General features: G+C 50.2%; 20 protein-coding genes and 1 riboswitch. All 20 genes read right to left on the bottom strand.

Going from position 1 to position 21,310, the window contains the following annotated elements; all coding sequences use genetic code 11:
* Positions 1-12 precede the first annotated feature (12 nt).
* The 20 genes from H6A12_RS05355 to topA all read right to left on the bottom strand — a co-directional run bounded on the left by H6A12_RS05355 (position 13) and on the right by topA (position 21,285).
* A complete protein-coding gene (locus tag H6A12_RS05355; RefSeq protein WP_204445602.1) occupies positions 13-1,695 on the bottom strand; it encodes a polysaccharide biosynthesis protein in 1,683 nt (560 codons plus the stop codon).
* Between the two features lie 83 nt (positions 1,696-1,778).
* Positions 1,779-2,405: an ECF transporter S component gene (locus H6A12_RS05360; protein ID WP_204445603.1), complete on the bottom strand. Its 627-nt coding sequence runs from the start codon at positions 2,403-2,405 to the stop codon at positions 1,779-1,781.
* A gap of 111 nt (positions 2,406-2,516) precedes the next feature.
* Positions 2,517-2,650, bottom strand: a riboswitch (FMN riboswitch).
* A gap of 28 nt (positions 2,651-2,678) precedes the next feature.
* Entirely contained in the window at positions 2,679-3,119 is a 441-nt protein-coding gene (locus H6A12_RS05365) for a CD1247 N-terminal domain-containing protein (RefSeq protein WP_204445604.1), read from the bottom strand.
* Positions 3,120-3,164: 45 nt separating this feature from the next.
* Entirely contained in the window at positions 3,165-3,722 is a 558-nt protein-coding gene (gene efp / locus H6A12_RS05370) for an elongation factor P (RefSeq protein ID WP_204445605.1), read from the bottom strand.
* Positions 3,723-3,822: 100 nt separating this feature from the next.
* Positions 3,823-4,893 carry a M24 family metallopeptidase gene (locus H6A12_RS05375; RefSeq protein ID WP_204445606.1) on the bottom strand — a complete coding sequence of 357 codons (1,071 nt, stop codon included), beginning with the start codon at positions 4,891-4,893 and terminating at the stop codon, positions 3,823-3,825.
* Complete coding sequence (locus tag H6A12_RS05380) at positions 4,890-5,429, bottom strand: YqeG family HAD IIIA-type phosphatase (protein WP_204445607.1); 540 nt, start codon at positions 5,427-5,429, stop codon at positions 4,890-4,892. The genes H6A12_RS05375 and H6A12_RS05380 overlap by 4 nt, the downstream gene beginning before the upstream one ends.
* Before the next feature lie 62 nt (positions 5,430-5,491).
* A complete protein-coding gene (gene rpsU / locus H6A12_RS05385; protein WP_204445609.1) occupies positions 5,492-5,668 on the bottom strand; it encodes a 30S ribosomal protein S21 in 177 nt (58 codons plus the stop codon).
* 117 nt (positions 5,669-5,785) lie between these two features.
* A complete protein-coding gene (gene leuS / locus H6A12_RS05390) occupies positions 5,786-8,191 on the bottom strand; it encodes a leucine--tRNA ligase (RefSeq protein ID WP_204445610.1) in 2,406 nt (801 codons plus the stop codon).
* A gap of 28 nt (positions 8,192-8,219) precedes the next feature.
* On the bottom strand, positions 8,220-8,582 hold the full coding sequence (rsfS, locus tag H6A12_RS05395; protein ID WP_204445611.1) for a ribosome silencing factor: 363 nt from the start codon (positions 8,580-8,582) through the stop codon (positions 8,220-8,222).
* 15 nt (positions 8,583-8,597) lie between these two features.
* Entirely contained in the window at positions 8,598-9,194 is a 597-nt protein-coding gene (yqeK, locus tag H6A12_RS05400) for a bis(5'-nucleosyl)-tetraphosphatase (symmetrical) YqeK (protein ID WP_204445689.1), read from the bottom strand.
* Positions 9,191-9,790, bottom strand: a complete 600-nt coding sequence (nadD, locus tag H6A12_RS05405) for a nicotinate (nicotinamide) nucleotide adenylyltransferase (RefSeq protein ID WP_204445612.1) — start codon at positions 9,788-9,790, stop codon at positions 9,191-9,193. Before nadD ends, yqeK begins: the two co-directional genes overlap by 4 nt.
* Complete coding sequence (locus tag H6A12_RS05410) at positions 9,787-10,080, bottom strand: YhbY family RNA-binding protein (RefSeq protein ID WP_204445613.1); 294 nt, start codon at positions 10,078-10,080, stop codon at positions 9,787-9,789. Before H6A12_RS05410 ends, nadD begins: the two co-directional genes overlap by 4 nt.
* The gene (gene rdgB, locus H6A12_RS05415) at positions 10,077-10,673 is read right to left on the bottom strand and encodes an RdgB/HAM1 family non-canonical purine NTP pyrophosphatase (protein WP_204445614.1); all 597 of its coding nucleotides are present in this window, start codon (positions 10,671-10,673) and stop codon (positions 10,077-10,079) included. Before rdgB ends, H6A12_RS05410 begins: the two co-directional genes overlap by 4 nt.
* A gap of 17 nt (positions 10,674-10,690) precedes the next feature.
* Positions 10,691-11,596 (bottom strand): signal recognition particle-docking protein FtsY, encoded by a 906-nt coding sequence (gene ftsY / locus H6A12_RS05420; RefSeq protein WP_204445617.1) that lies wholly within the window; start codon positions 11,594-11,596, stop codon positions 10,691-10,693.
* Between the two features lie 13 nt (positions 11,597-11,609).
* On the bottom strand, positions 11,610-15,185 hold the full coding sequence (gene smc / locus H6A12_RS05425) for a chromosome segregation protein SMC (protein WP_204445619.1): 3,576 nt from the start codon (positions 15,183-15,185) through the stop codon (positions 11,610-11,612).
* Positions 15,151-16,188: an elongator complex protein 3 gene (locus H6A12_RS05430; RefSeq protein ID WP_204445621.1), complete on the bottom strand. Its 1,038-nt coding sequence runs from the start codon at positions 16,186-16,188 to the stop codon at positions 15,151-15,153. Before H6A12_RS05430 ends, smc begins: the two co-directional genes overlap by 35 nt.
* Positions 16,178-16,867 carry a ribonuclease III gene (rnc, locus tag H6A12_RS05435; RefSeq protein ID WP_204445623.1) on the bottom strand — a complete coding sequence of 230 codons (690 nt, stop codon included), beginning with the start codon at positions 16,865-16,867 and terminating at the stop codon, positions 16,178-16,180. Before rnc ends, H6A12_RS05430 begins: the two co-directional genes overlap by 11 nt.
* Positions 16,854-17,885 (bottom strand): phosphate acyltransferase PlsX, encoded by a 1,032-nt coding sequence (plsX, locus tag H6A12_RS05440; protein WP_204445626.1) that lies wholly within the window; start codon positions 17,883-17,885, stop codon positions 16,854-16,856. The genes rnc and plsX overlap by 14 nt, the downstream gene beginning before the upstream one ends.
* Positions 17,885-19,201: a methylenetetrahydrofolate--tRNA-(uracil(54)-C(5))-methyltransferase (FADH(2)-oxidizing) TrmFO gene (gene trmFO, locus H6A12_RS05445; RefSeq protein WP_204445628.1), complete on the bottom strand. Its 1,317-nt coding sequence runs from the start codon at positions 19,199-19,201 to the stop codon at positions 17,885-17,887. Before trmFO ends, plsX begins: the two co-directional genes overlap by 1 nt.
* Positions 19,198-21,285 carry a type I DNA topoisomerase gene (gene topA / locus H6A12_RS05450; RefSeq protein WP_204445630.1) on the bottom strand — a complete coding sequence of 696 codons (2,088 nt, stop codon included), beginning with the start codon at positions 21,283-21,285 and terminating at the stop codon, positions 19,198-19,200. Before topA ends, trmFO begins: the two co-directional genes overlap by 4 nt.
* Between the last annotated feature and the right edge of the window lie 25 nt (positions 21,286-21,310).

Genomic DNA, 21,310 nt, shown 5'->3' on the forward strand with positions numbered 1-21,310 from the left:
ACCAAAGAGAATTCAAGTATTTTTCGATTTTTCTGCGTGTTTTCGCCCAAAGAAAACAGTCGGCAGACGAAATACGCGCAAGAAAAGCAGCGACAAGCCATACACTCCCGCGCCACACGCAATACTGACGAAAGTAATTATACTATTCTGCGATGCATTTGTCAAAGCTTTCTCAGCAAAAAATGCGCAAATCCCGCACAAAAAACCGCATATCATCGGCTTTTTTGCTTCACGCAGGAATGCATACGACCCGCCGGTCACACGGCAAACAGATAAAAGCCCATACCAAACCATCAAAAAATTGCAAGCCAATGTTCCGACAGCGGCGCCCATAATATGTACATGCGGCAGCCGCACAAGCCACAGATTGCACACAAGCTTTACCACTGCACCGACAGCAATCACCGGCAAAAGAACCTGCTGTTTCCCCACCGCCTGCATCACCGTTTGCGATGCAACGAAAAACGCCATACACAGCGATGAAACCGCCAAAACAGGCAGCACAGGTGCACATGATTCGACCATTCCCGGAAGCGATGGATAAAGAAGGGTTAACAGCGGTTTTGCCAGAAAGCAGAGTCCAAATACGGCCGGCATTGAAACAAGTGACGTCATAAAAAAGAGATTTCGGATGGCGCGATTTTTCTCTTCCCGATTGCCGCCCGAAAATGCACGCGTAATACACGAAAGCGCACTTTTTGAAAACACAGCGGTAAATGCGGGAATCAAATGAAACAGCGTCATACAGCTCATCAGCGCACCGTACAAAAAGGTATGCAGCTCCTCCGATGGCGCAAGATATGCGCCGAATTTCTCAGCAAGTGTATTCCCCGGCGTTTGCTCGGCAATCATCAGCTGCGTTTGAATCGTCAGTGTATCGATCATCGCACAAAGCTGCATCAATCCTGCCGCGACAGCAACCGGGGCGGCTGTTCTTAATAGGATTTTGCAAACGCTCCGTGTTTTGATTGGTTTGTTCCCTCTTGGGATCATTCGTTTTTTCCGGTGCAGAAACAGATAAATGCAGCCGCCCGCTGTCGAAAGCGACACACCCGCCATTGCCGCCGCAGAGGCAAACGGCAGCATATTCTGTTCGAGCGCTTCCCATGTTTTCCACACCGTCCCGAACACCGGTTCCCCCGCCAAAAAGGCGGTTTTGGCATACTGCATCACCAAGAACGCACCCGTCAATCCGCACAGCACCTTGACTGCCGCTTCAATCACCTGCGTGACAGCCGTCGGCTTCATGTCGGAAAGTCCCTCATAATAGCCGCGAAACGCCGCCATCACACAGCAAAATAAAATCGCAGGCGCTACGGCAAGAATCGAATAAAATGTGTCCGGACTGCCCATCATGCCGGCAAGCAGGTTTGCACAGAGAACGGCAAGCACACTGCCGGAAATACCGATGATACAAAACAAAATCATCGATGCACGAAACACCGGAGAAAGCCGATACCCTCTTGCAGCATAATCTGCTGTGACGCGTGCGGTCGCCGTGCAAAGACCGCTGACTGCCAGCGCATACACTGCCGTATAGATGGTATACGCGGAGGTAAAATAGCCCATGCCTGTTTCATGGAGAATGCCGGCAAGCGGAATTTTAAATACCGCACCGAGAATTTTGACAAGCACCACCGAAATTCCAAGCAATGCCGAACCATATAGAAAAGAGCTGCTGCGTATCGTTCGCAAAACGCCACCTCCGCAATAAAAAAATGAGATACTATATACATAGTATCTCGTTTGCGGTATTATCCCTGTTTCTTTGTAAAAAATTATCGATGCAGAATCGGCGACAGCCGTTTGTAGAGCAGCAGTACAAGTACCGATGACACCACACCTTTTAAGAGATTAAACGGCACTGTTGCAAACAGCACGAGCGTTGCCACATTGGTAATGGCAGGGTTCACTGCTGTTCCCATGCCAACAAGTGTGTCAAGCGGCATACCTGCGAGCGCCGAATACGCCGGAAGCAGTACAAACAGATTCATCAGTGCACCCACGATCGTAATGCTCACTGTACCGACACTCATTCCCACGATTGCGGTTTTGAGCGTTTTGCGGTGGCGGTAAATGAGCGCCGCCGGCACGATATACGAGCATCCGATCACGAAGTTCGCGAGTTCGCCGACGCCTGCGGTGATCGTACCGTTAATGAGCAGGTTTAAAAGCACCTTAATAAGCTCAATAAAAATGCCGGGTACCACACCCATTGCAAGCGTACCGATCATGACAACGACTTCACTCAAATCCACCTTGTAAAACCCGGGTGCGAACGGAAGCGGAATCTCGAACAGCATAACGATCACCGAAATCGCGCTGAGAACCGCCACTTTTGTGATTGTTTTGAGTGCCATTTTTCCTGTTTGTGTGTTTGCGATTGTTCCTTGCTGATGTCCCATTTTGAACATCCTCCTTCAAAATAAAAATATTTAGAGAGATCTGTTCTTTGGGAGAATCGTGCAGAAAAAACGCCCGCAGAAACACTGCGGGCGTTTTTATGCAAATTGTTCTGCATATTTCTTTCATCCGGACTGTAACCGTTGGTACTGGATTCACACCAGTTCTGCGCAGATGCGCTCGCGGACTTACGGAATCATTTCCGATCACCACCAGTGGAGACTTTCACTCCGCCCTGAAACAGATTTTTCTACAAAATCAGAATGTGAATTTGATTAGTGCTCACAACCGCAGCCACAGCCGCAATCTTCGTCATCTTCACAGCCGCAGTCGCAGCCGTCAAAATCAAACTCCAGTTTTTCGCCGCAGTTCGGGCAATTGGTGTTGCCTTCGAGCAGCATGTCCTCGTCGAGATAGATTTCGTCGCCGCAGTTCGGACAGGTCACTTCATAAAGATCGCCGTCGCAGCAATCTTCATCGTCGTCCTCGTCTTCGTCGCCGTAAAAATCCTCTTCCAAGGAACCCAGATCTTCATCGATGATGTCAAGCAGTTCTGCCTGCTCATCTGCAGCTTCTTCGATCTCAGCAATTTCTGCTGCCATGTCATCGAGAACGTCAACAATCGCGAGCAGCAATTTGCCTTCGCTTGTCGATTTGTCGATATTCAGGCCTTCTGCAAGACCTTTCAGATAAGAAACGCTTTCGCCCATGCTCATGTGATTCATCCTTTCTTATTTTGATGATTTCCAAAAAGAAACGACTTATGCGCGCTCCATGTATTCGCCGGTTCTGGTGTCAATGCGGATCATTTCACCCTCATTGATGAACAGCGGAACGCGGATTTCTGCACCGGTTTCCAGAGTTGCCGGTTTGGTTGCGTTTGTTGCAGTGTCGCCTTTGACACCCGGCTCTGTGTGTGCAACTTCGAGTTCAACAAAGGTCGGCGGCTCAACACCGAAGACATTGCCTTTGTAGGACAGGATTTTGCACTCCATGTTCTCTTTTACGAATTTGAAATTATCGCCCAGTTTGTGGGAATCGATCGGCTCCTGCTCATATGTTTCATTGTCCATGAAGTAGTACAGGTCGCCATCCTGATACAGATACTGCATCTCACGACGCTCAATGTATGCAGTCGGGAATTTATCGGTCGGGTTAAAGGTTTTGTCGGTTACCGCACCGCTGATGACGTTGCGGATTTTTGTGCGGACAAAAGCCGCGCCTTTTCCCGGTTTTACGTGCTGAAACTCGATGATCTGATAGACGTCGCCGTCCATATCAAAAGTCATGCCGTTTCTGAAATCTCCTGCTGTTACCATAAATGTACCTCCAAGTTACATGACAAGTCAGTTTGTTCTATTCAATAGTTTACCGTATCCTGCATAAAATTTCAATAGGAAAAATCAAAATTTTGCGTTCTTACAGGATAATGAGTTCTTTTTTGCTGTGGGTGAGTCCCTCTGCACCGGTTTCGGTGATTAAGATCATATCCTCAATGCGCACGCCGAATTCGCCCGGAAGATAAATGCCCGGCTCAACCGTCATGATGACGCCCGGCTTGATGATCTCTGTGCAGGCAGGCGAAAAACGCGGCTCTTCATGGATGAACAGACCAAGCGAATGGCCGAGTCCGTGGCCGAATTTGCCTGCATAGCCGTTTTGGTCAATGTAATCGCGTGCAATTTTGTCAATCTCAGCATATGTTTTGCCCGGTGCTGCTGCCTCTGCCGCCATCAAATGCGCGGTAAGCACGGTATCATAGACATGACGCTGTTTATCGGTCACAAAGCCGACTGCAACAGTACGGGTCATATCACTGCAATAACCGTCATAGGAAGCGCCGAAATCCATTGTGATAAAGTCGCCGGCTTCCACTTTTTTGTCGGTCGGCACACCGTGCGGCATCGAGCTGTTGACACCCGAAACAGCAATCGTTTCAAATGCCAGTCCCGAAGCGCCCTGCTTTCTCATATGATATTCCATCTCGAGTGCAATGTCGCGTTCGCTCACACCCGGTTTGATATACGAAAGAATATGCGAAAACGTGTCGTCGGTGATTGCCTGTGCGCGTTTGATTGCCTCGACTTCCTGCGGGGATTTAAACGAACGCAGCAGATTCACTTCATTGCTCAGCCGGTCGTCGGCAAGCAGTGTAAGCGACGGCATTTTCTCCGCATAACGATGGTAATCCGAAAGCGTCATTGTCTCGGTTTCCACAGCAATACGGCTTGCCTTTTCCTCTGCGAAAAATGCCGCAGCCTGCTCGCACAGATTTCCCTGCAGCAATACCGGAAAATCGGTGATGACTTTCTGTGCTTTTTCGATATAACGCGAGTCAATAATGAACTGTGCGTGTTCGCGGGTGAACAGCAATGTGCCTGCCGAAGACTTCATTCCCGTCAGATACCGGCGGTTTAAGTCGGAAGTAATCATTGCACCGTCCACATCATCGGGCAGACGGCTCATCAGTTTTTTTAATGCTTCTGTCATTTTTGCTTCATCTCCCATTTGGATTGATACGGTTTTAAAAGTGCGCGTTTTCTGTAATACGCGCGGATGTGAATCGTTTCAAGCGTACGCCGAACTTTAAATGTCACGCCGGTTTCCTCAAGCATCGGACAAACAAGCACCGTGAACATGCCTTTTAAATTGCCGCCCACAATGTCGGTATAAATCTGATCACCGACGACGCCAATCTCCTGTACAGGCAGACCGAGCGCTTTCTGTGCTTTGGAAAACCCGATTGTCAGCGGTTTATAGCCGGGTGCAACAAAATCAAGTCCGAGATTTTTTGCAAACGGTGCGACTCGTTCCGGATAGTTGTTCGACACAATGATAAGCCGGATATCGCTTTCTTTCATTGCAGAAATCCACGCCTGTACATCGGCACGCAGCATCTGGCTGTTGTGGAGTGTTAGTGTGTTATCCACATCAAGGATCAGTCCTTTTAAGCCGTTTGCGCGCAAAAATGCCTGATCAATGCGCGTGACATCTTTTAAAATGACGTTCGGTTGAAAAACAGACATAACATCCTCCCGAAATAAACGAAAAAGCGAGCCTACGCCCGCTTTTTCTTTCTTACAAACACTTATCTATATTTGCGTTTCCGTGCAGCCTCAGACTTCTTTTTCCGTCTTACAGAAGGCTTTTCATAGTGTTCTCTTTTGCGAACCTCAGCCAACACACCGGACTTAACACAAGATCTTTTAAATCTTCTGAGCGCGCTGTCGAGAGACTCATTTTCTTTTACACGAACTTCTGACACTTTATTCCCTCCCTTTGCCGCATAGGCAGAGGTTTACAATCTATATTGCAACGAATTTATTATATCAAATTCGCACTACGATTGTCAAGCTTTTTCCAAAAAGTACGAAGATGAATTTTATCGAACGACAAAATTGACGAGTTTTCCCGGAACAACGATCTCTTTGACGATCTGTTTGCCCTCCATCGCCTGCTGCATTTTCTCGTTTTCTTTTGCGAGTGCAGCCATCTCCTCTTTGGAAGCGTTTGCATCCACTTCGACTTTCGCTTTGATCTTGCCGTTGACCTGCAGCACGATCTCCACGGTTGCCGCTTTGCATTTTGCCTCGTCATAGGAAGGCCATGCCTGCTCGTTGAGCATGCCGTCAAAGCCCTGAAGCTCATACAGCTCTTCAGTGATGTGCGGTGCAAACGGATTCAAGAGGATGAGCAAGGTGCGGTAATCCGCTTTTGTGAGGCTTCCTGCATCCTGAATATCATTTAACAGCGCCATCATTGCGGCGATTGCTGTGTTGAATTTGAGATTTTCGATATCCTCGCTGACTTTTTTGATCGTCTTGTGAATCGAAGATTCGATTTTCGGCGAATAGGCATCACCCTCGCAGACGATATCCTGCAAGTTCCAGACACGATCAAGGAAGCGTTTGCATCCGCGCAGACTGGTGTCTTTCCACGGTGCAGCTTTTTCAAAGTCACCGATGAACATTTCGTAAAGACGCATGGTATCTGCGCCGTATTCGTTGACAACGTCATCCGGATTGACGACATTGCCGCGGGATTTACTCATTTTCTCGCCGTTTTCGCCGAGAATCATGCCGTGGCTTGTACGTTTTGCATACGGTTCTTTGCAGCTGACGACACCGATATCATACAGGAATTTATGCCAGAACCGGGAGTAGAGCAAGTGCAGTGTGGTATGCTCCATACCGCCGTTGTACCAGTCAACCGGCAGCCAGTAATCGAGCGCTTCTTTTGCAGCCAGTGCCGACACGTTGTTCGGATCACAGTAGCGCAGGAAGTACCACGACGAACCAGCCCACTGCGGCATCGTATCGGTTTCGCGTTTTGCCGGGCCGCCGCAGCACGGACAGGTGGTGTTCACAAAGCTGTCGAGCTTCGAAAGCGGTGACTGACCGTCGTCGGTCGGCTCAAACGACTCGAGCTCCGGCAGCATCAGCGGCAGTTCTTCTTCCGGAACCGGAACGAATCCGCATTTTTCACAGTGTACGATCGGAATCGGCTCACCCCAGTAACGCTGACGGGAGAAGACCCAGTCACGGAGTTTAAAGTTCACTTTCGGATGACCGATGCCGTTTTCCTCGAGCCAAGCAATGATTTTTTTCTTTGCTTCCTCGACGCTCAAGCCATTAAGCATACCGGAGTTGACCATCACGCCGGTTGCACAGTCGGTGAACGCCTCTTTTTCGATATCGCCGCCTGCAACAACTTCGATGATCGGCAGGTTGAATGCCTTTGCAAAGTCATAGTCACGGGTATCGTGCGCCGGAACTGCCATGATGGCACCGGTGCCGTAGCTCATCAGGACATAGTCCGAAATGAAGATCGGAATTTCTTTTTCGTTGACCGGGTTGATCGCACGGATGCCCTGAATCTCAACGCCTGTTTTATCTTTTGCGATCTCACTGCGTTCAAAATCGGATTTTTTCGCTGCCGCTTCCTGATATGCAGAGATTTCGTCCATATTTTTGATAAGATCTGCTTTTTCGCGGATCATCGGGTGCTCCGGCGAAATAACCATATAAGTCGCACCGAACAGCGTATCCGGACGGGTGGTATAAACAGTCAGTGTATCGCCGGCAGTCGTTTTAAAGTTGACTTCTGCACCGGTCGAACGGCCGATCCAGTTTTTCTGCGAAACTTTGACGCGTTCGATGTAATCAACGTCATCAAGATCGTCGATCAAGCGCTGTGCATATTCGGTGATTTTTAACATCCACTGGCTTTTAACCTTGTGTACGACTTCGCCGCCGCAGCGCTCGCAGACGCCGTTGACGACTTCTTCGTTTGCCAAAACGACTTTACAGGATGTACACCAGTTGACGTTCATTTCGCTTTTGTATGCCAGACCGTGCTTAAACAGCTGCAAAAAGATCCACTGGGTCCATTTGTAATATGCCGGGTCGGTGGTATTGATTTCGCGGCTCCAGTCAAATGACAGACCGAGCGACTGAATCTGCTCTTTAAAATGCGCCACGTTTTTGGCTGTGACGATCTCCGGATGGATGTGATTTTTCATCGCATAGTTCTCGGTCGGCAAGCCGAATGCGTCCCATCCCATCGGATACAGCACGTTATAGCCCTCTAAACGGCGTTTTCTTGACACGATGTCAAGTGCTGTGTACGGACGCGGATGTCCGACGTGCAGGCCCTGTCCCGACGGATACGGAAATTCCACCAGCGCATAATATTTCGGCTTTGAATAGTCGTTTTCTGCGCGGAATGTCTGTTTTTCTTCCCAGATTTTCTGCCATTTTGACTCAATGGCTTTAAAATCATATTTCATTTGACCCCATACTCCTTACTGCTGTTTGTTATTCTTCGATTCCCAGAATCTCTTTCACGTCAAGCCGTGTGCCGTCCGACCACAGTTTTTCCAAATTATAATAGCTGCGGGACGGTTCGTGGAAGATATGAACAATGACATCGATGTAATCGAGAATAATCCAGTTTGCTGTCTGATACCCTTCCACACTTTTGGGCAGACGGCCTTCTTGTTTTAACTGATACTCCACCTCGTCGGCAAGCGCACGGACGTGTGTGGTGTTGTCCGCCGATGCGATGACAAAATAGTCGCCGAGGATGGTGACGTCATGCACCCGGATTGCTTCAATCTGATCGGCTTTTTTATTGTCGAGGATTTCGATAATCCGTTTGGTCAGTGCTAAAGAATCCATTGATGTTCCTCCGTTTTATTTGTTTGCCGCCGAAAGCTGTTCGCACAATTCATTATAGCAGTCAATTGAATCGAACGCAATCGGAAGCGATTGTTTTACCAGTTTTTTGATCGTGAAGCGCTGCGCATAAAGCAATACGCCATTTAGATCGGAAAATGCGCGTTCACGCAGTTCTTCCGCTTCTTTGTAGGTTCTGTCATAGGACACGACATCGGCAACATATACGATTTTTTCGAGCAGGCTCATGCCGCGGCGGCCGGTTGTATGATACCGGATTGCGTTGAGCACGTCCTCATCTGTCACCGAAAACCATTTAGGCACCGTTAAAAACGCTGTGATGCCGTGATAGACATTCGGATTAGCCAGCAAAGAAGTATCATTGATTATACCAGATTCTTTGAGGATTGTAAACTGCACATCGGCAGGAATTTCCTTGGCAATATCGTGTAAAAGACCTGCCGCCTTTGCCGCGGTCACATCCGCGCCGTATACTTCGGCCAGTTCGCCGGACAGCCGTGCGACTGCGAGCGTATGTTCATATCGCTTTTTTGAAAGTGCTTTTTGTGCCGCCTGTTCAAACTTTAAAAGATCCGTCTTCGCCGCCTCCTTTATTCATAGAGATGATGTTCCTTGATATACGAGAGCACCGCCGGCGGAACATGCGGCGACGTACCGGTTTCTTTGATGTTCTTGCGCACCTCGGTGGACGAAACGGGAATTTCCTCGACCGGCAGAATCAGAATCCGTTGTGCATAGCGCAAAAGCGGTTCGCGGTCACTGCAAAGTGCGGTATATTCATCTTTTTCCCGTGCGCCGGCGACAAGTGTTGCCAATGTGAGGATTTCCTCGAAGCAGTACCACTTGTCAAACGACGAAAGCATATCCGAACCGACAAGCAGAAAAAGCTGTGCATCCGGAAATGCAGTGTGAATTTCCCGCAGGGTATCGACTGTATAGCTTTTGCCCTGCCGTTTCTGTTCGATATCACTCACTTCAACGGCTTTTTCGCTTTTGAATGCAAGTGAAAGCATCGCCATGCGGTCTTTTCCGGAAGCTAATTCCTTTGCCTGCTTATGCGGCGGCACATTTGCGGGAATCACGATCATCCGGTCGAGCGAAAGCGCGTCGATACACTGGCGGCACAAACTCACATGCCCGTCATGCACGGGATTGAATGTCCCGCCGTAAATGCCGATTTTCTCGCTCATGCGTCCAAGTCATAAATCGGTTCTTTGTTGTTTCGCTTGTACAACACAAATTTCGAACCGATCACCTGCACGATGTCGCACTCCGCTGCCTCAGCAAGTTCCTGTGCAGCTTCTCTTGCCGTGAGCAGGCTGTTTTCAAGCACTTTGCCCTTGACAAGCTCACGCGACGGGAATGCGTCGTTTAACTGTTTTAATACGGTCGGCGTGATGCCGTTTTTGCCGATAATCAAAATCACTTCGAGCGAATTGGCATATTTGCGAAGCGCTGCGCGCTGTTTTGTCGTAATCATTCGGTTTCTCCTTTTCTCTGCTTTAAGAATGCATCCATTTTTTTAAGCGCCATACCGCGGTGGCTGATGGCGTCTTTTTCTTCCGGAGTGCATTCTGCCATGCTTTTTTCTCCGACCATGAAGATCGGATCATATCCAAATCCGTTCTCGCCGCGCGGGCCGGTTCCGATTTTGCCCTCGCATGTACCGTGGAACGAATAGACTTCATCGTCTGAAAGAACGAGCGAAATCGCACATTCAAACCGCGCGGTGCGCTGTTCATCCGGCACATCTTTAAGCTCTGTAAGCACCTTTTCATAACGGCCGATATCGTCAAGACCCGGTCCGCCGTAGCGTGCAGAAAACACACCCGGTGCACCGCCCAGTGCATCAACCGAAAGGCCCGAATCATCCGCCACAGTCGGCAGTCCGCTCAAATCAAACACGGCTTTTGCCTTGATATATGCGTTTCCTCCAAAGGTATCGGCGTTTTCCTCCGCCTCGCACACGATGCCTGCATCGCGAAGCGACAGCACGGTATAGCCGTGCGGCTCTAAAATGCGTGTAAACTCCTTGACCTTATGGGCGTTGTTTGTTGCAACGATCAGTTTCATCTGCCTGCACCTCCTGCTCAGTCAAACAGTGCGTTCACAAAATCCTGTGCGACAAACGGCTGTAAATCGTCGATCTTTTCGCCCACGCCGACGAATTTGACCGGGAGTCCCAGTTCATCTTTGATGGCGATCACGATGCCGCCTTTCGCCGTACCGTCGAGTTTTGTCAGCACGATACCGGTGATGCCTGCGGTTTCTTTGAATTCGCGTGCCTGATTGACACCGTTTTGACCGGTCGTCGCATCAATGACAAGCAGAATTTCGCGATCGCAGTCGCCTGCCTCGCGGTCGATGACACGCGAAATTTTCGCAAGCTCGTCCATCAGGTTTTTCTTGTTGTGAAGCCGTCCCGCTGTATCACAGATAATGAGGTCTGCGCCGCGTGCCTGTCCGGCTTTGATCGTATCATATACAACCGCGGCAGGATCAGCACCCTCTGCGTGACGAATCATATCAACGCCTGCGCGCTCCGCCCAAATGCCGAGCTGATCGGCAGCCGCTGCACGGAATGTATCTGCCGCACCGAGGATGACCTTTTTGCCCTGTGCTTTATAATTTGCCGCCAGCTTGCCGATTGTGGTTGTTTTGCCGACACCGTTGACGCCGATCATCAGAATGACTGACGGTTTTGTGCTGATATGCATTTCATCCGAACCGGACATCATCTCGGAAATGATCTCTTTGAGCATATCTTTGATCACAGCCGGATCGGTTGCACCCGTCTTTTTGATACGGCTGCGCAGTTCATCGCAGATTTTCACCGATGTCTGCACGCCGATATCACACAGAATCAGCGTCTCCTCGAGTTCTTCAAAGAAGTCCTCGTCAATTTTTGTAAACGAATGAATCACCGTTTCCACCCGGCGAATCATCGAATCCTTCGTCTTTTTGAGTCCGTTTTTAATTTTATCAAAAAAGCCCATCTCGCGTCCTCCTTTATTCCGCCGAAAGCAGATTGTTTGTACTCGGTTCGGAAAGCGTCAGTGTCAAAAGCTTCGACACGCCGTCCTCCTGCATCGTAACACCATACAGCACATCCGCCGCCTCCATCGTACCGCGGCGGTGCGTAATCATGATAAACTGTGTCTGTTCGGAAAGCGTTTTCAAATATGCCGCATATTTATCGACGTTCACGTCATCAAGCGCCGCCTCGATCTCGTCGAGAATACAAAACGGCGCCGGATGTACCCGCAGAATCGCAAAATAAATCGCAATCGCCACAAACGCCTGCTCGCCGCCGGAGAGAAGCGTTAAATTTTTGATCACCTTTCCGGGCGGTTCGACATGAATTTCGATGCCTGTTTCCAGCACGTCGGACGGATCGGTCATCGTGAGCTCTGCGCGGCCGCCGCCGAACAGATCGACAAAAATCTGCTTAAAGTGACGGTTGATCTGCGCGAAATTCTCAGAAAACACCGTTTTCATCTGCTGGGTGAGTTCATCGATAAGCTTTAACAGCTCCCGCTTTGACTGCTCCGCATCCGAAATCTGATGCGTTAAGAATGTATATCGTTCGTTGACCTCACGGTATTCCTCGATGGCGTCCACATTGACACTGCCGAGTGCACGGATTTTATTCCGCACGGTCGAAAGCATCATATTTGCTTTTGTCAGATCCTCAACCGGTTTTGCAAGTTTTATAGCTTCCGCACGGGTGAGTTCATATTCGCTCCAGAGCTTTTCGACAAGCTCGTCAAACGTCTTTTGAATCTGCGCTTTCCGCTCCTCGAGCCGTACCGATTCGCTCATATACTGCTCGCGGATCTGCTGAAGCTTTCGTTCTTCCTCACGCAGTGCTGTCGTTTTCCCCTCGGCCTCCTGCCGTTTGACTGAAAGCACCGCGATTTCCTTGTCTACTTCGGCAAACCGCGTTTGAAGCGTTTGACAAAGCGCTTGTTTCTCTTCGATTTTTACGCGGATTTCTTCGTTGTCTGCACGAAGCTGTTCACACAGCGCGTAAAGCCGCTCTTTCTGATCGGCTCCCATTTCGGCGGTGCGCTTGATCATCTCAATTTCCTGACAGAGAAGTGCATATTCCTTCATCGCTTCGCTGTATGCGTCGCGAATCCTTCCGGTATCCTGCTCTGTTTGCTGTTCCGCGCCTTCTGTTTTCACGATTTCTTCGTGAAGCAAAGCGAGCACCTGCTCAATTTCTGCAATCTGTGCGTCTGCCGCTTCCTCGCGGTTTGTGAGCATCGCGATCGTCTCTTCAAACGCTTTCGCCCGTTCGGCACGAACCTGCTCGTCGTCACGCTCATGCGAAATCTGTTCGCGCGCCTGCGCAATCAGCGAAGAAAGATGCGTTTTTTCGCTCTGTGCACGGATATTGTCCTCCTGCATCGTACGGCTCTGCGCCTCGGAAGCCGAAATTTCCGCCGAAAGCTTTCTCACTTCCTGTTCAATCGATGCAAACGATTCTGAAAGCGACTGCTTTTTCTCGGAAAGTGTCCGTGCAACGGTGCGGAGTTCTAAAATCTCGTTTTTCCGGCTCAAAAGACCCGTGCTTTTATTTTTAGAACCACCCGTCATCGAACCGCCGGCGTTGACCACCTGACCATCGAGTGTAACGATGCGGAATTTATACTGGTTTGCCTTTGCGATCGAAACCGCATCGTCCAAATCCTCCGCCACAACGACACGGCCGAGCAGAGAATCCATCACACCCTGATACACCGGTGCAAACGACACAAGATTGCATGCAAGACCCACAAAGCCGTCAAACCGCTCGAGCCCGCGGCAGTCTAATCGATTGCCTTTGACAGCGGACAGCGGCAAAAATGTTGCACGGCCGAGTTTTTCTTCCTTCAAAAGACGAATCGCTGCTTTTGCATTTTCTTCGTTTTCGGTAATAATATGCTGCAGCGAACCGGACAGCGCCGTTTCAATTGCTGTTGCATATTGATCCTTTACCGTAATGCAGTTGGACACTGTGCCGTGAATGCCCGAAAGCACACCGCGCTGTCCGCGTTTTAATACCTCTTTGACACTGAATGCATAACCGTCGAGGCTCTGTTCCATTGCTGTGAGCAGTTTTTCTTTCTGGGACGCCTCTGTAAGCTGTTTGTCGATCGCACGGATTTCCTCGCTGAGTGCATCTCGTTTTTGCTCCCGCCGCTCTTTTTTCAGTGAAAGACCGGCACGGGTATTTTTCTCTCGCTCCATCTGCTCTGTGACCGATGCAATCAGCGCATCTGCCTGAAGAATCGACTGTTCATAAGAAGCAAGCTGTTCTTTCTGATGTGCAATCATCTGTGCACGACGTTCTGCATCGGCGCTTAGCTGTGCAAGCGACTCGCTTGCCGCCTGTTTTGCAAGCTGTGCCGATGATTTGTCGATGGTCATTTTATGCAGTTTTTCCCGTTCAGCCTGCTCCCTCTTGGCAAGCTCTGCACGCTGTGCAAAAATTGCCGCGCGCTTTTCCTCGCTGTCTGTCTGTTCTTTTAACAGCGATTCAGCTTTTTCTTTCATTTTCTGCGCTTCGGTTTGTTTTTCTTCCACACGATGCGCAGCATCCAAAACGGTCTGCTCTGTCTGCAAAATATCAAGTTCGGTACGTTTTCTCTGTTCATCGTTGTGACGGATATCATTCTCGAGCACCGCACATTCCGATTCTGCCGCAGAAACCTCCGCCTGCATCTTCGTTTTTTGCTGCCGGAGCGTATCCGCTTCCACCATACAGCGCTGCATCTCTTCAAACGCCGATGCAGACTGTGCTTCATTTTGCTTTAGAAGATCATCCGTTTCGGCAAGGCGCTGACTGCTCACCAAAAGCTTGTCACTTTGATCCTTAAGCGCCCGATTTGACGATTCGATCGTATCGGTCCAGATGGAAACTTCGAGTTCCTTTTTCTCAGCGGCAAGCGTCAAAAACGCTTTTGCCTTCTCCGACTGGGAACGAAGCGGTGCCAAACGGCTTTCAAGCTCTGTCAGAATGTCACGCAGCCGCGCCAAATTCTCCTCAGCACGCACAAGATTGCGCTGTGCCTCCGTTTTGCGGTAACGGAATTTCGCAATTCCGGCCGCCTCTTCAAAGATCTCGCGCCGCTGTGTGCTCTTTGCCTGCACAATCTCTGCGATTTTGCCCTGTCCAACCAGCGAATAGCCGTCTTTTCCCAAACCGGTATCAAGAAAACTCTCCTGCAAATCACGCAGTCTGACCGGTTTGCGATTGATCATATATTCACTCTCGCCCGACCGGTCATACCGGCGGGTGATTGTCACTTCATCTTCCTCAATATGGAGTGTGCGGTCTTTATTGTCAATCGTCAAAGACACCTCGGCAAATCCCTGCGCTCTGCGCGTTTTCGTACCGGTGAAAATGACGTCCTCCATCTTGTCGCCTCGCAGTGTTTTGGTCGACTGTTCGCCGAGCACCCAGCGCACCGCGTCGCTGATGTTGCTTTTACCGCTGCCATTCGGACCGACAACGGCGGTAAGACCGTTTCCGAACGTCACTTTTGTCTTGTCGGGAAACGACTTAAACCCCTGAATTTCCAGACTTTTTAACCGCAAAATTCTCACTCCTTTCCACAAGTACACGATACACCGGAATCTGTTCATCCGGCTTTATTTTGAGGAAAAATCCTCTCGTTTCAAATTCTTTTTTATTGCACTGTGCATGTCCCACTGCTTTTGACACACATGACGGATGCACAAACACTGTATAGTGTCCGTCCGGCTGTCCGCACAACGCTTCTTCTATCCGCCGCCGGTACAGAACCGATTCGCACAGTTCACGAAACGCCGGGTGATAAAGTCCGCCTATTTGCGTCTTAATCAACGACGCGGAATCCTGAAGCCCAAGACGAATGACCGGAATACCGTGCGCATCAAAAAGCTCAAGCAAATCTGCACACACTTCTACACCTGTCCAAAGCGTCATCGGCACATACGCGCCCGCTTCATACAGCGATGCAAGCATTGTTCCTTTGACGATCACCGTCGGATAAATCCGCACAAAGTCCGGCGAAAGCGCGCACAGTTCCCTTGCAGTATACATTGCATCTTCCGGACAAGTGTCGCCGTAAAGTCCGACCATCATCTGAAGTCCGAGCGAAAATCCCGCTTCCCTGATGCGTTTTGATGCCTGTCGTACCTCTTCCGCTGTGTGACCGCGTCCGTTTTTTAAAAGCACCTCGTCCCGCATCGACTGCGCGCCGAGTTCGATTGTTTTCACGCCATATTCTTTGAGCAGTGAAAGCATCGGCGGCTCGACTGCATCGGGACGGGTAGACACCCGAATACCCGCGCAATCTCCGTGTTCAACAAACGGAAATGCTGCCGTCAGATACGCACGCACCCGCTCCTCGCCGATCGCTGTAAAGCTGCCGCCGAAAAACGCCACTTCCATATCAGAAGTGAGCAAGCACTGCTCTTTCGCCCGCGCCAGTGTATCTGCGACTTCCTGCGGTGTGACTGCCGCTTCCTGTCCGGAAATGGCATGCTGTTCGCAGAAACTGCACTGATGCGGACAGCCGTAATGCGGAATAAAGAACGGAAACGTCTTATGTTTCATAGCCCATGAGCGAAAGCGCCTCTTTTGCCGCAAGCTGCTCGGCCTGCTTTTTGCTGCGGCCTGTACCAGTGCCGATCACGTTCGAGTTTAGGTGTACTTCGACTGTGAATGCCTTGTTGTGATCAGGACCCGACTCGCCGACAAGCACATATTCGATTTTTTCCTCGCGGTTTTTCTGAATGATCTCCTGGAGCGCCGTTTTATAGTCGCTTGTCATGCTGATGCGGTGAATGTCCATATGTTTTGGCATAAAACGGAGCACAAACCGCTTTGCCGGCTCATAGCCGCCGTCCAGATAAATCGCCGCCAAAACGGCCTCAAATGCATCGGATACCACAGACGGCCGTGTGCGTCCGCCGGTGTTCTCCTCGCCTTTTCCGAGCAGGATAAAATCGCCGAGTCCGATTTCGTTTGCAAACTGAAACAAACTCTTTTCGCACACAAGCGATGCGCGAAGCTTTGTCAAATCTCCCTCCGGCTGATGGCGATAGTGCGAAAACAGATACTCCGCAACGATCAGCGAAAGCACGGAATCGCCCAAAAATTCAAGCCGCTCGTTGTCTTTTAAATTGCGCCGACCCTCGTGTGAATAAGAGGAATGGGTCAGCGCCTCATTTAAGAGAATCGGATTTTCAAACGAATATCCGATTGCCTCTTCAATTTTTTTAAACTGTTCCATCGTTTTGTCTTTCCTTGTTTTGCTGTCTTAACTGTTCCATCGAGGACGTGATCTCGCCGATGACATCCATCTTCACGAAATCGCGCGCCTGACGGATTGCATTTTTAAATGCCACACCGTTTGAACTGCCGTGTGCTTTGATGACCGGCTTTGAAATACCCAAAAGCGGTGCGCCGCCGTATTCGGTATAGTCCATCTTTTTCTTGAAGCCCTTGACTTTTTTGAGTACCAAAAGGCCGGCGAGTGTTCCCATAAACGAACTTTTGAAAATATCTTTGAGTGCGTTGCCGATCATTTTGCCAAGGCCTTCGGTGAGTTTTAAAATCACGTTTCCGGTAAAACCGTCGGTGATGACCACATCTGCGTCACCGCGCGGAATATAACGCGGTTCAATATTACCGGTGAAGTGAAACAGGTCGCTGTCCTTCATCATGGCATGCACACCAAGCTCGAGCGCACGGCCTTTTGTTTCCTCCGCACCGATATTGACGACTGCCACGCGCGGAGATGCGATTTTCATGATCTTCTCCATATACACAGAACCCATCACGCCGAACTGCACGAGCATTTCCGGACGGCATTCAACGTTTGCGCCTGCGTCCATAAGCATATAGCATCCGGTTTCTGACGGAATAATCGGTGCGAGCGTCGCACGGCGCACGCCTTTGATTCGGCGCAGCATGAGCGATGCGCCGACAACCATTGCGCCGGTACTTCCCGCACAGACAACGGCGTCGCCTTTGCCCTCGTTTAAGAGTTCAAACGCTTTTGCCATCGAAGAATCTTTATATTCGGTCATGATATCCTGCGGATGTGCATCCACCGGAATCACACTCGGCGCATGAACGATCTCGATGCCGTCAAGCGAAATATTGTTTTCTTTTGCGCAGGATAAAATCTGCTCTTTATCGCCAGTCATGATGATGGAAACGCCATATTCGTCCACCGCCATGCGGCTTCCTTCCAAAACGGCTTTCGGCGCATGATCGCCGCCGAATCCGTCGATAATGATTCTCATTATTCTTCCCCCTCTTGTCTTAATACCCGGTCAAGCGACGCGAGCGCACGCTCCGCCAGCTGCCGGTACCGTTCTTTTTTATCGCGCACCGGTGCATTAAGCGGCGGCAAAATGCCCATATTCGCCCCCATCGGCTGAAAGTCGGTGACGGTTTCGTCCGAAATATACCGGCTCAGCGCACCGCACATCGTATCTGCCGGAAGTGCAAGCGCCGGTTTTCCCTGCAAATAGCGGAACATATTTTTTGCCGCAATAATGCCGCTCATCGCCGACTCCATATAGCCCTCAACACCGGTCATCTGCCCTGCAAAATAAAGTCCCGGCCGTTCTTTGAAAGAGAACGACGCATGAAGCAAACGCGGTGAATCCAAAAACGTATTGCGATGCATTACGCCATAGCGCGCAAACTCCGCATGTTCAAGGCCCGGAATCATCGAAAACACGCGCTTTTGCTCGCCGAATTTCAGATTTGTCTGGAATCCGACCAAATTATAAAGCGTGCCGTCTGCATTCTCCTTGCGAAGCTGCACGACTGCCCACGGACGGTGTCCTGTCCGCGGATCACGCAGTCCCACCGGCTTTAACGGACCGAACCGAATCGTATCGGCACCGCGTTTTGCCATCACTTCCACCGGCATGCAGCCCTCATACACTTTCAGTCCGTCAGCGCGGTCAAAGCTGTGCAGGGGCGCCGATTCTGCCGAAATGAGCGCTTCATAAAACCGCTCATATTCCTCTTTGTTCATCGGACAGTTTAAATAATCGTCGTCGCCGCGGTCATACCGGGATGCCGCAAACGCAACAGACCGGTCAATGCTTTCCGCTGTGACGATCGGTGCCGCCGCATCGTAGAAACTAAGCCGCCGTTTGTGCACAAGCTCGCCAATGGCATCTGCCAGTGCGTCCGACGTGAGCGGACCGCTTGCAATAATGCAGTTTCCGTCCGGAATTTCGGTGACTTCTTTAGAAATGACCGTGATATTCGGATGTGTTTTGATTTTCTCTGTGATATAGTCGGAAAACAGTGTGCGGTCGACCGCCAGTGCACCGCCTGCCGCAACACTGCATTGCGCAGCGCTTTCGAGCGTCAGCGATCCCATGCGCCGCATTTCTTCCTTTAAAAGGCCTGCGGCGCTTTCCACCCGTGCGGCTTTCAAGGAATTCGAGCAGACAAGCTCGGCAAATCCGCTGTAATGGTGCGCAGGCGAATATTTTTTAGGCTTCATCTCATAAAGCGAAACCGAAACACCGTGCTGTGCAAGCCAATAGGCCGCTTCACAGCCTGCAAGGCCTGCGCCGATCACTGTAACATTCATTCGTCTTTCAATCCTCTTTCATAGCTGCACGATTCGTTTGAACAATAGATTTTGCCGTTGCGGCCGCTCTTTTTGAGCAGTGTTTTGCCGCACTGCGGACAGTGCTCTGCAATCGGCGGGTCCCAGGACAAGAATGAGCATTCCGGATTCTTTTCGCATCCATAGAATTTTTTGCCCTTTTTCGATTTCTTCTCGAGAATTTTAGAACCGCAGAGCGGACATTCACCCGGCATTTCACTGACAATGCGTTTTGTGTTTTTGCATTCCGGATAGCCCGGGCAAGCGAGGAATTTGCCAAACCGTCCGCTTTTTATGACCATCTTGCGTCCGCAGAGCTCGCAGACGACATCGGTTTCTTCATCGGGAATGCGGTATGATTTACCCTCGGTTTCTGCCTCCGCTTTTGCGAGCGTTTCTTCAAAGCCGTCATAGAAGCTGTGCAGAACAGCTGTCCAGGACTTATCGCCGTCCTCGATCTCGTCGAGATCTTTCTCCATGTTCGCCGTAAAATCAGCGTCAACGATTTGTTCGAAATGCTCTTTCATGAGCTTCGTCGTCACTTCGCCGAGCTCCGTCGGTTTTAACTGCTTGCCCTCGCGCTCGACATAGTTTCTGCCGAGAATCGTCGTAATCGTCGCCGCATAGGTACTCGGACGGCCGATGCCGTTTTCCTCAAGTTCCTTAATAAGCGATGCCTCTGTGTAGCGGGGAGGCGGCTGTGTAAAATGCTGACTGCCTTTGACATCCTGCGGGTCGAGATAATCTTTCTCGGCAAGCGGCGGCAATACACCGCCCTCTTCTTTTTCTTCATCGCGGCTCTCAGTGTACAGCACGGTAAAACCATCGAATTTCACCGTAAAACCGGATGCTTTGAACATATAGCCCGCCGCGTCGATCTGTGCCGCCACGGTATCGAGCAGTGCGCTCGCCATCTGGCTTGCGATAAACCGCTCCCAGATGAGTTTATACAGTTTATACTGATCGGATGTGAGGCTCGCTTTGACCTTGTCCGGCGAAAGTTCCGGCAAGGACGGACGGATTGCCTCATGTGCATCCTGCGCGTTGTTTTTCGATTTGTAGACGCGCGGTGTCTGCGGAATATATGCTTTTCCGTATGTCTGCTCGATATAATCGGCTGCTGCCGCTTTTGCTTCGTCGGAAATCCGGAGCGAGTCGGTTCTCATATAGGTAATCAGACCGATTGCGCCCAAACCTTCCACATCGACGCCCTCATAGAGCTCCTGCGCCGCTTTCATTGTGCGGCGTGCCTGGAAACCGAGTTTGCGTGATGCCTCCTGCTGCATGGTAGAAGTCGTAAACGGCGGCGCCGGCGATTTCTGACGCACCCGGTTTGTCACAGACATAACCTGATAATCCGCATGCGCAACGGAAGCCAAAATGGCGTCTGTTTCCTCTTTGGTATGCAGATCAATCTTTTTGCCGTCCTTGCCGTAAAATTTTGCGACAAACGGCTTATCAGACGACGGTGCTTTCAGCATCGCTTCAATCGACCAGTATTCCTGCGGCACAAAATTGCGGATTTCTTCCTCACGGTCAACAATCATGCGTACCGTCACTGACTGCACACGTCCCGCCGACAAACCGCTTTTAACTTTTTTCCAGAGAAACGGACTCAGTTTATAGCCGACTAATCGGTCAAGAATCCGGCGCGCCTGCTGGGAATTGACAAGCGCTTCGTTCACTTTGCGCGGTGAAGCCATACCGCTTTTGACGCCGCTTTTTGTGATCTCATTAAACGTCACACGGTTTTTCTCGTTTAAATCAACACCCAAAAGCTGTGCCAAGTGCCAGGAAATCGCTTCGCCTTCGCGATCTGGGTCGGTTGCAAGATAAATTTTGTCTTTATCCTTTGCCGCCGCTTTCAGCTTTTTGATGGTTTCAGATTGTTTTCGAATGTTAATATATTTTGGCGCAAAATCATTTTCGGTGTCCACACCAAGACGCGATTTTGGAAGATCGCGTACATGTCCCATGGATGCAACGACTTCGTAATTTCGGCCCAGATATTTTTTAATTGTTTTCGCCTTTGCCGGCGATTCCACAATGACCAGTTTCTTTGCCATACTGCCTCCACACCATTTTTTACAC

The sequence above is a fragment of the Merdimmobilis hominis genome, from assembly GCF_016901855.1.
Taxonomy (GTDB): Bacteria; Bacillota; Clostridia; order Oscillospirales; family Ruminococcaceae; genus Paludihabitans.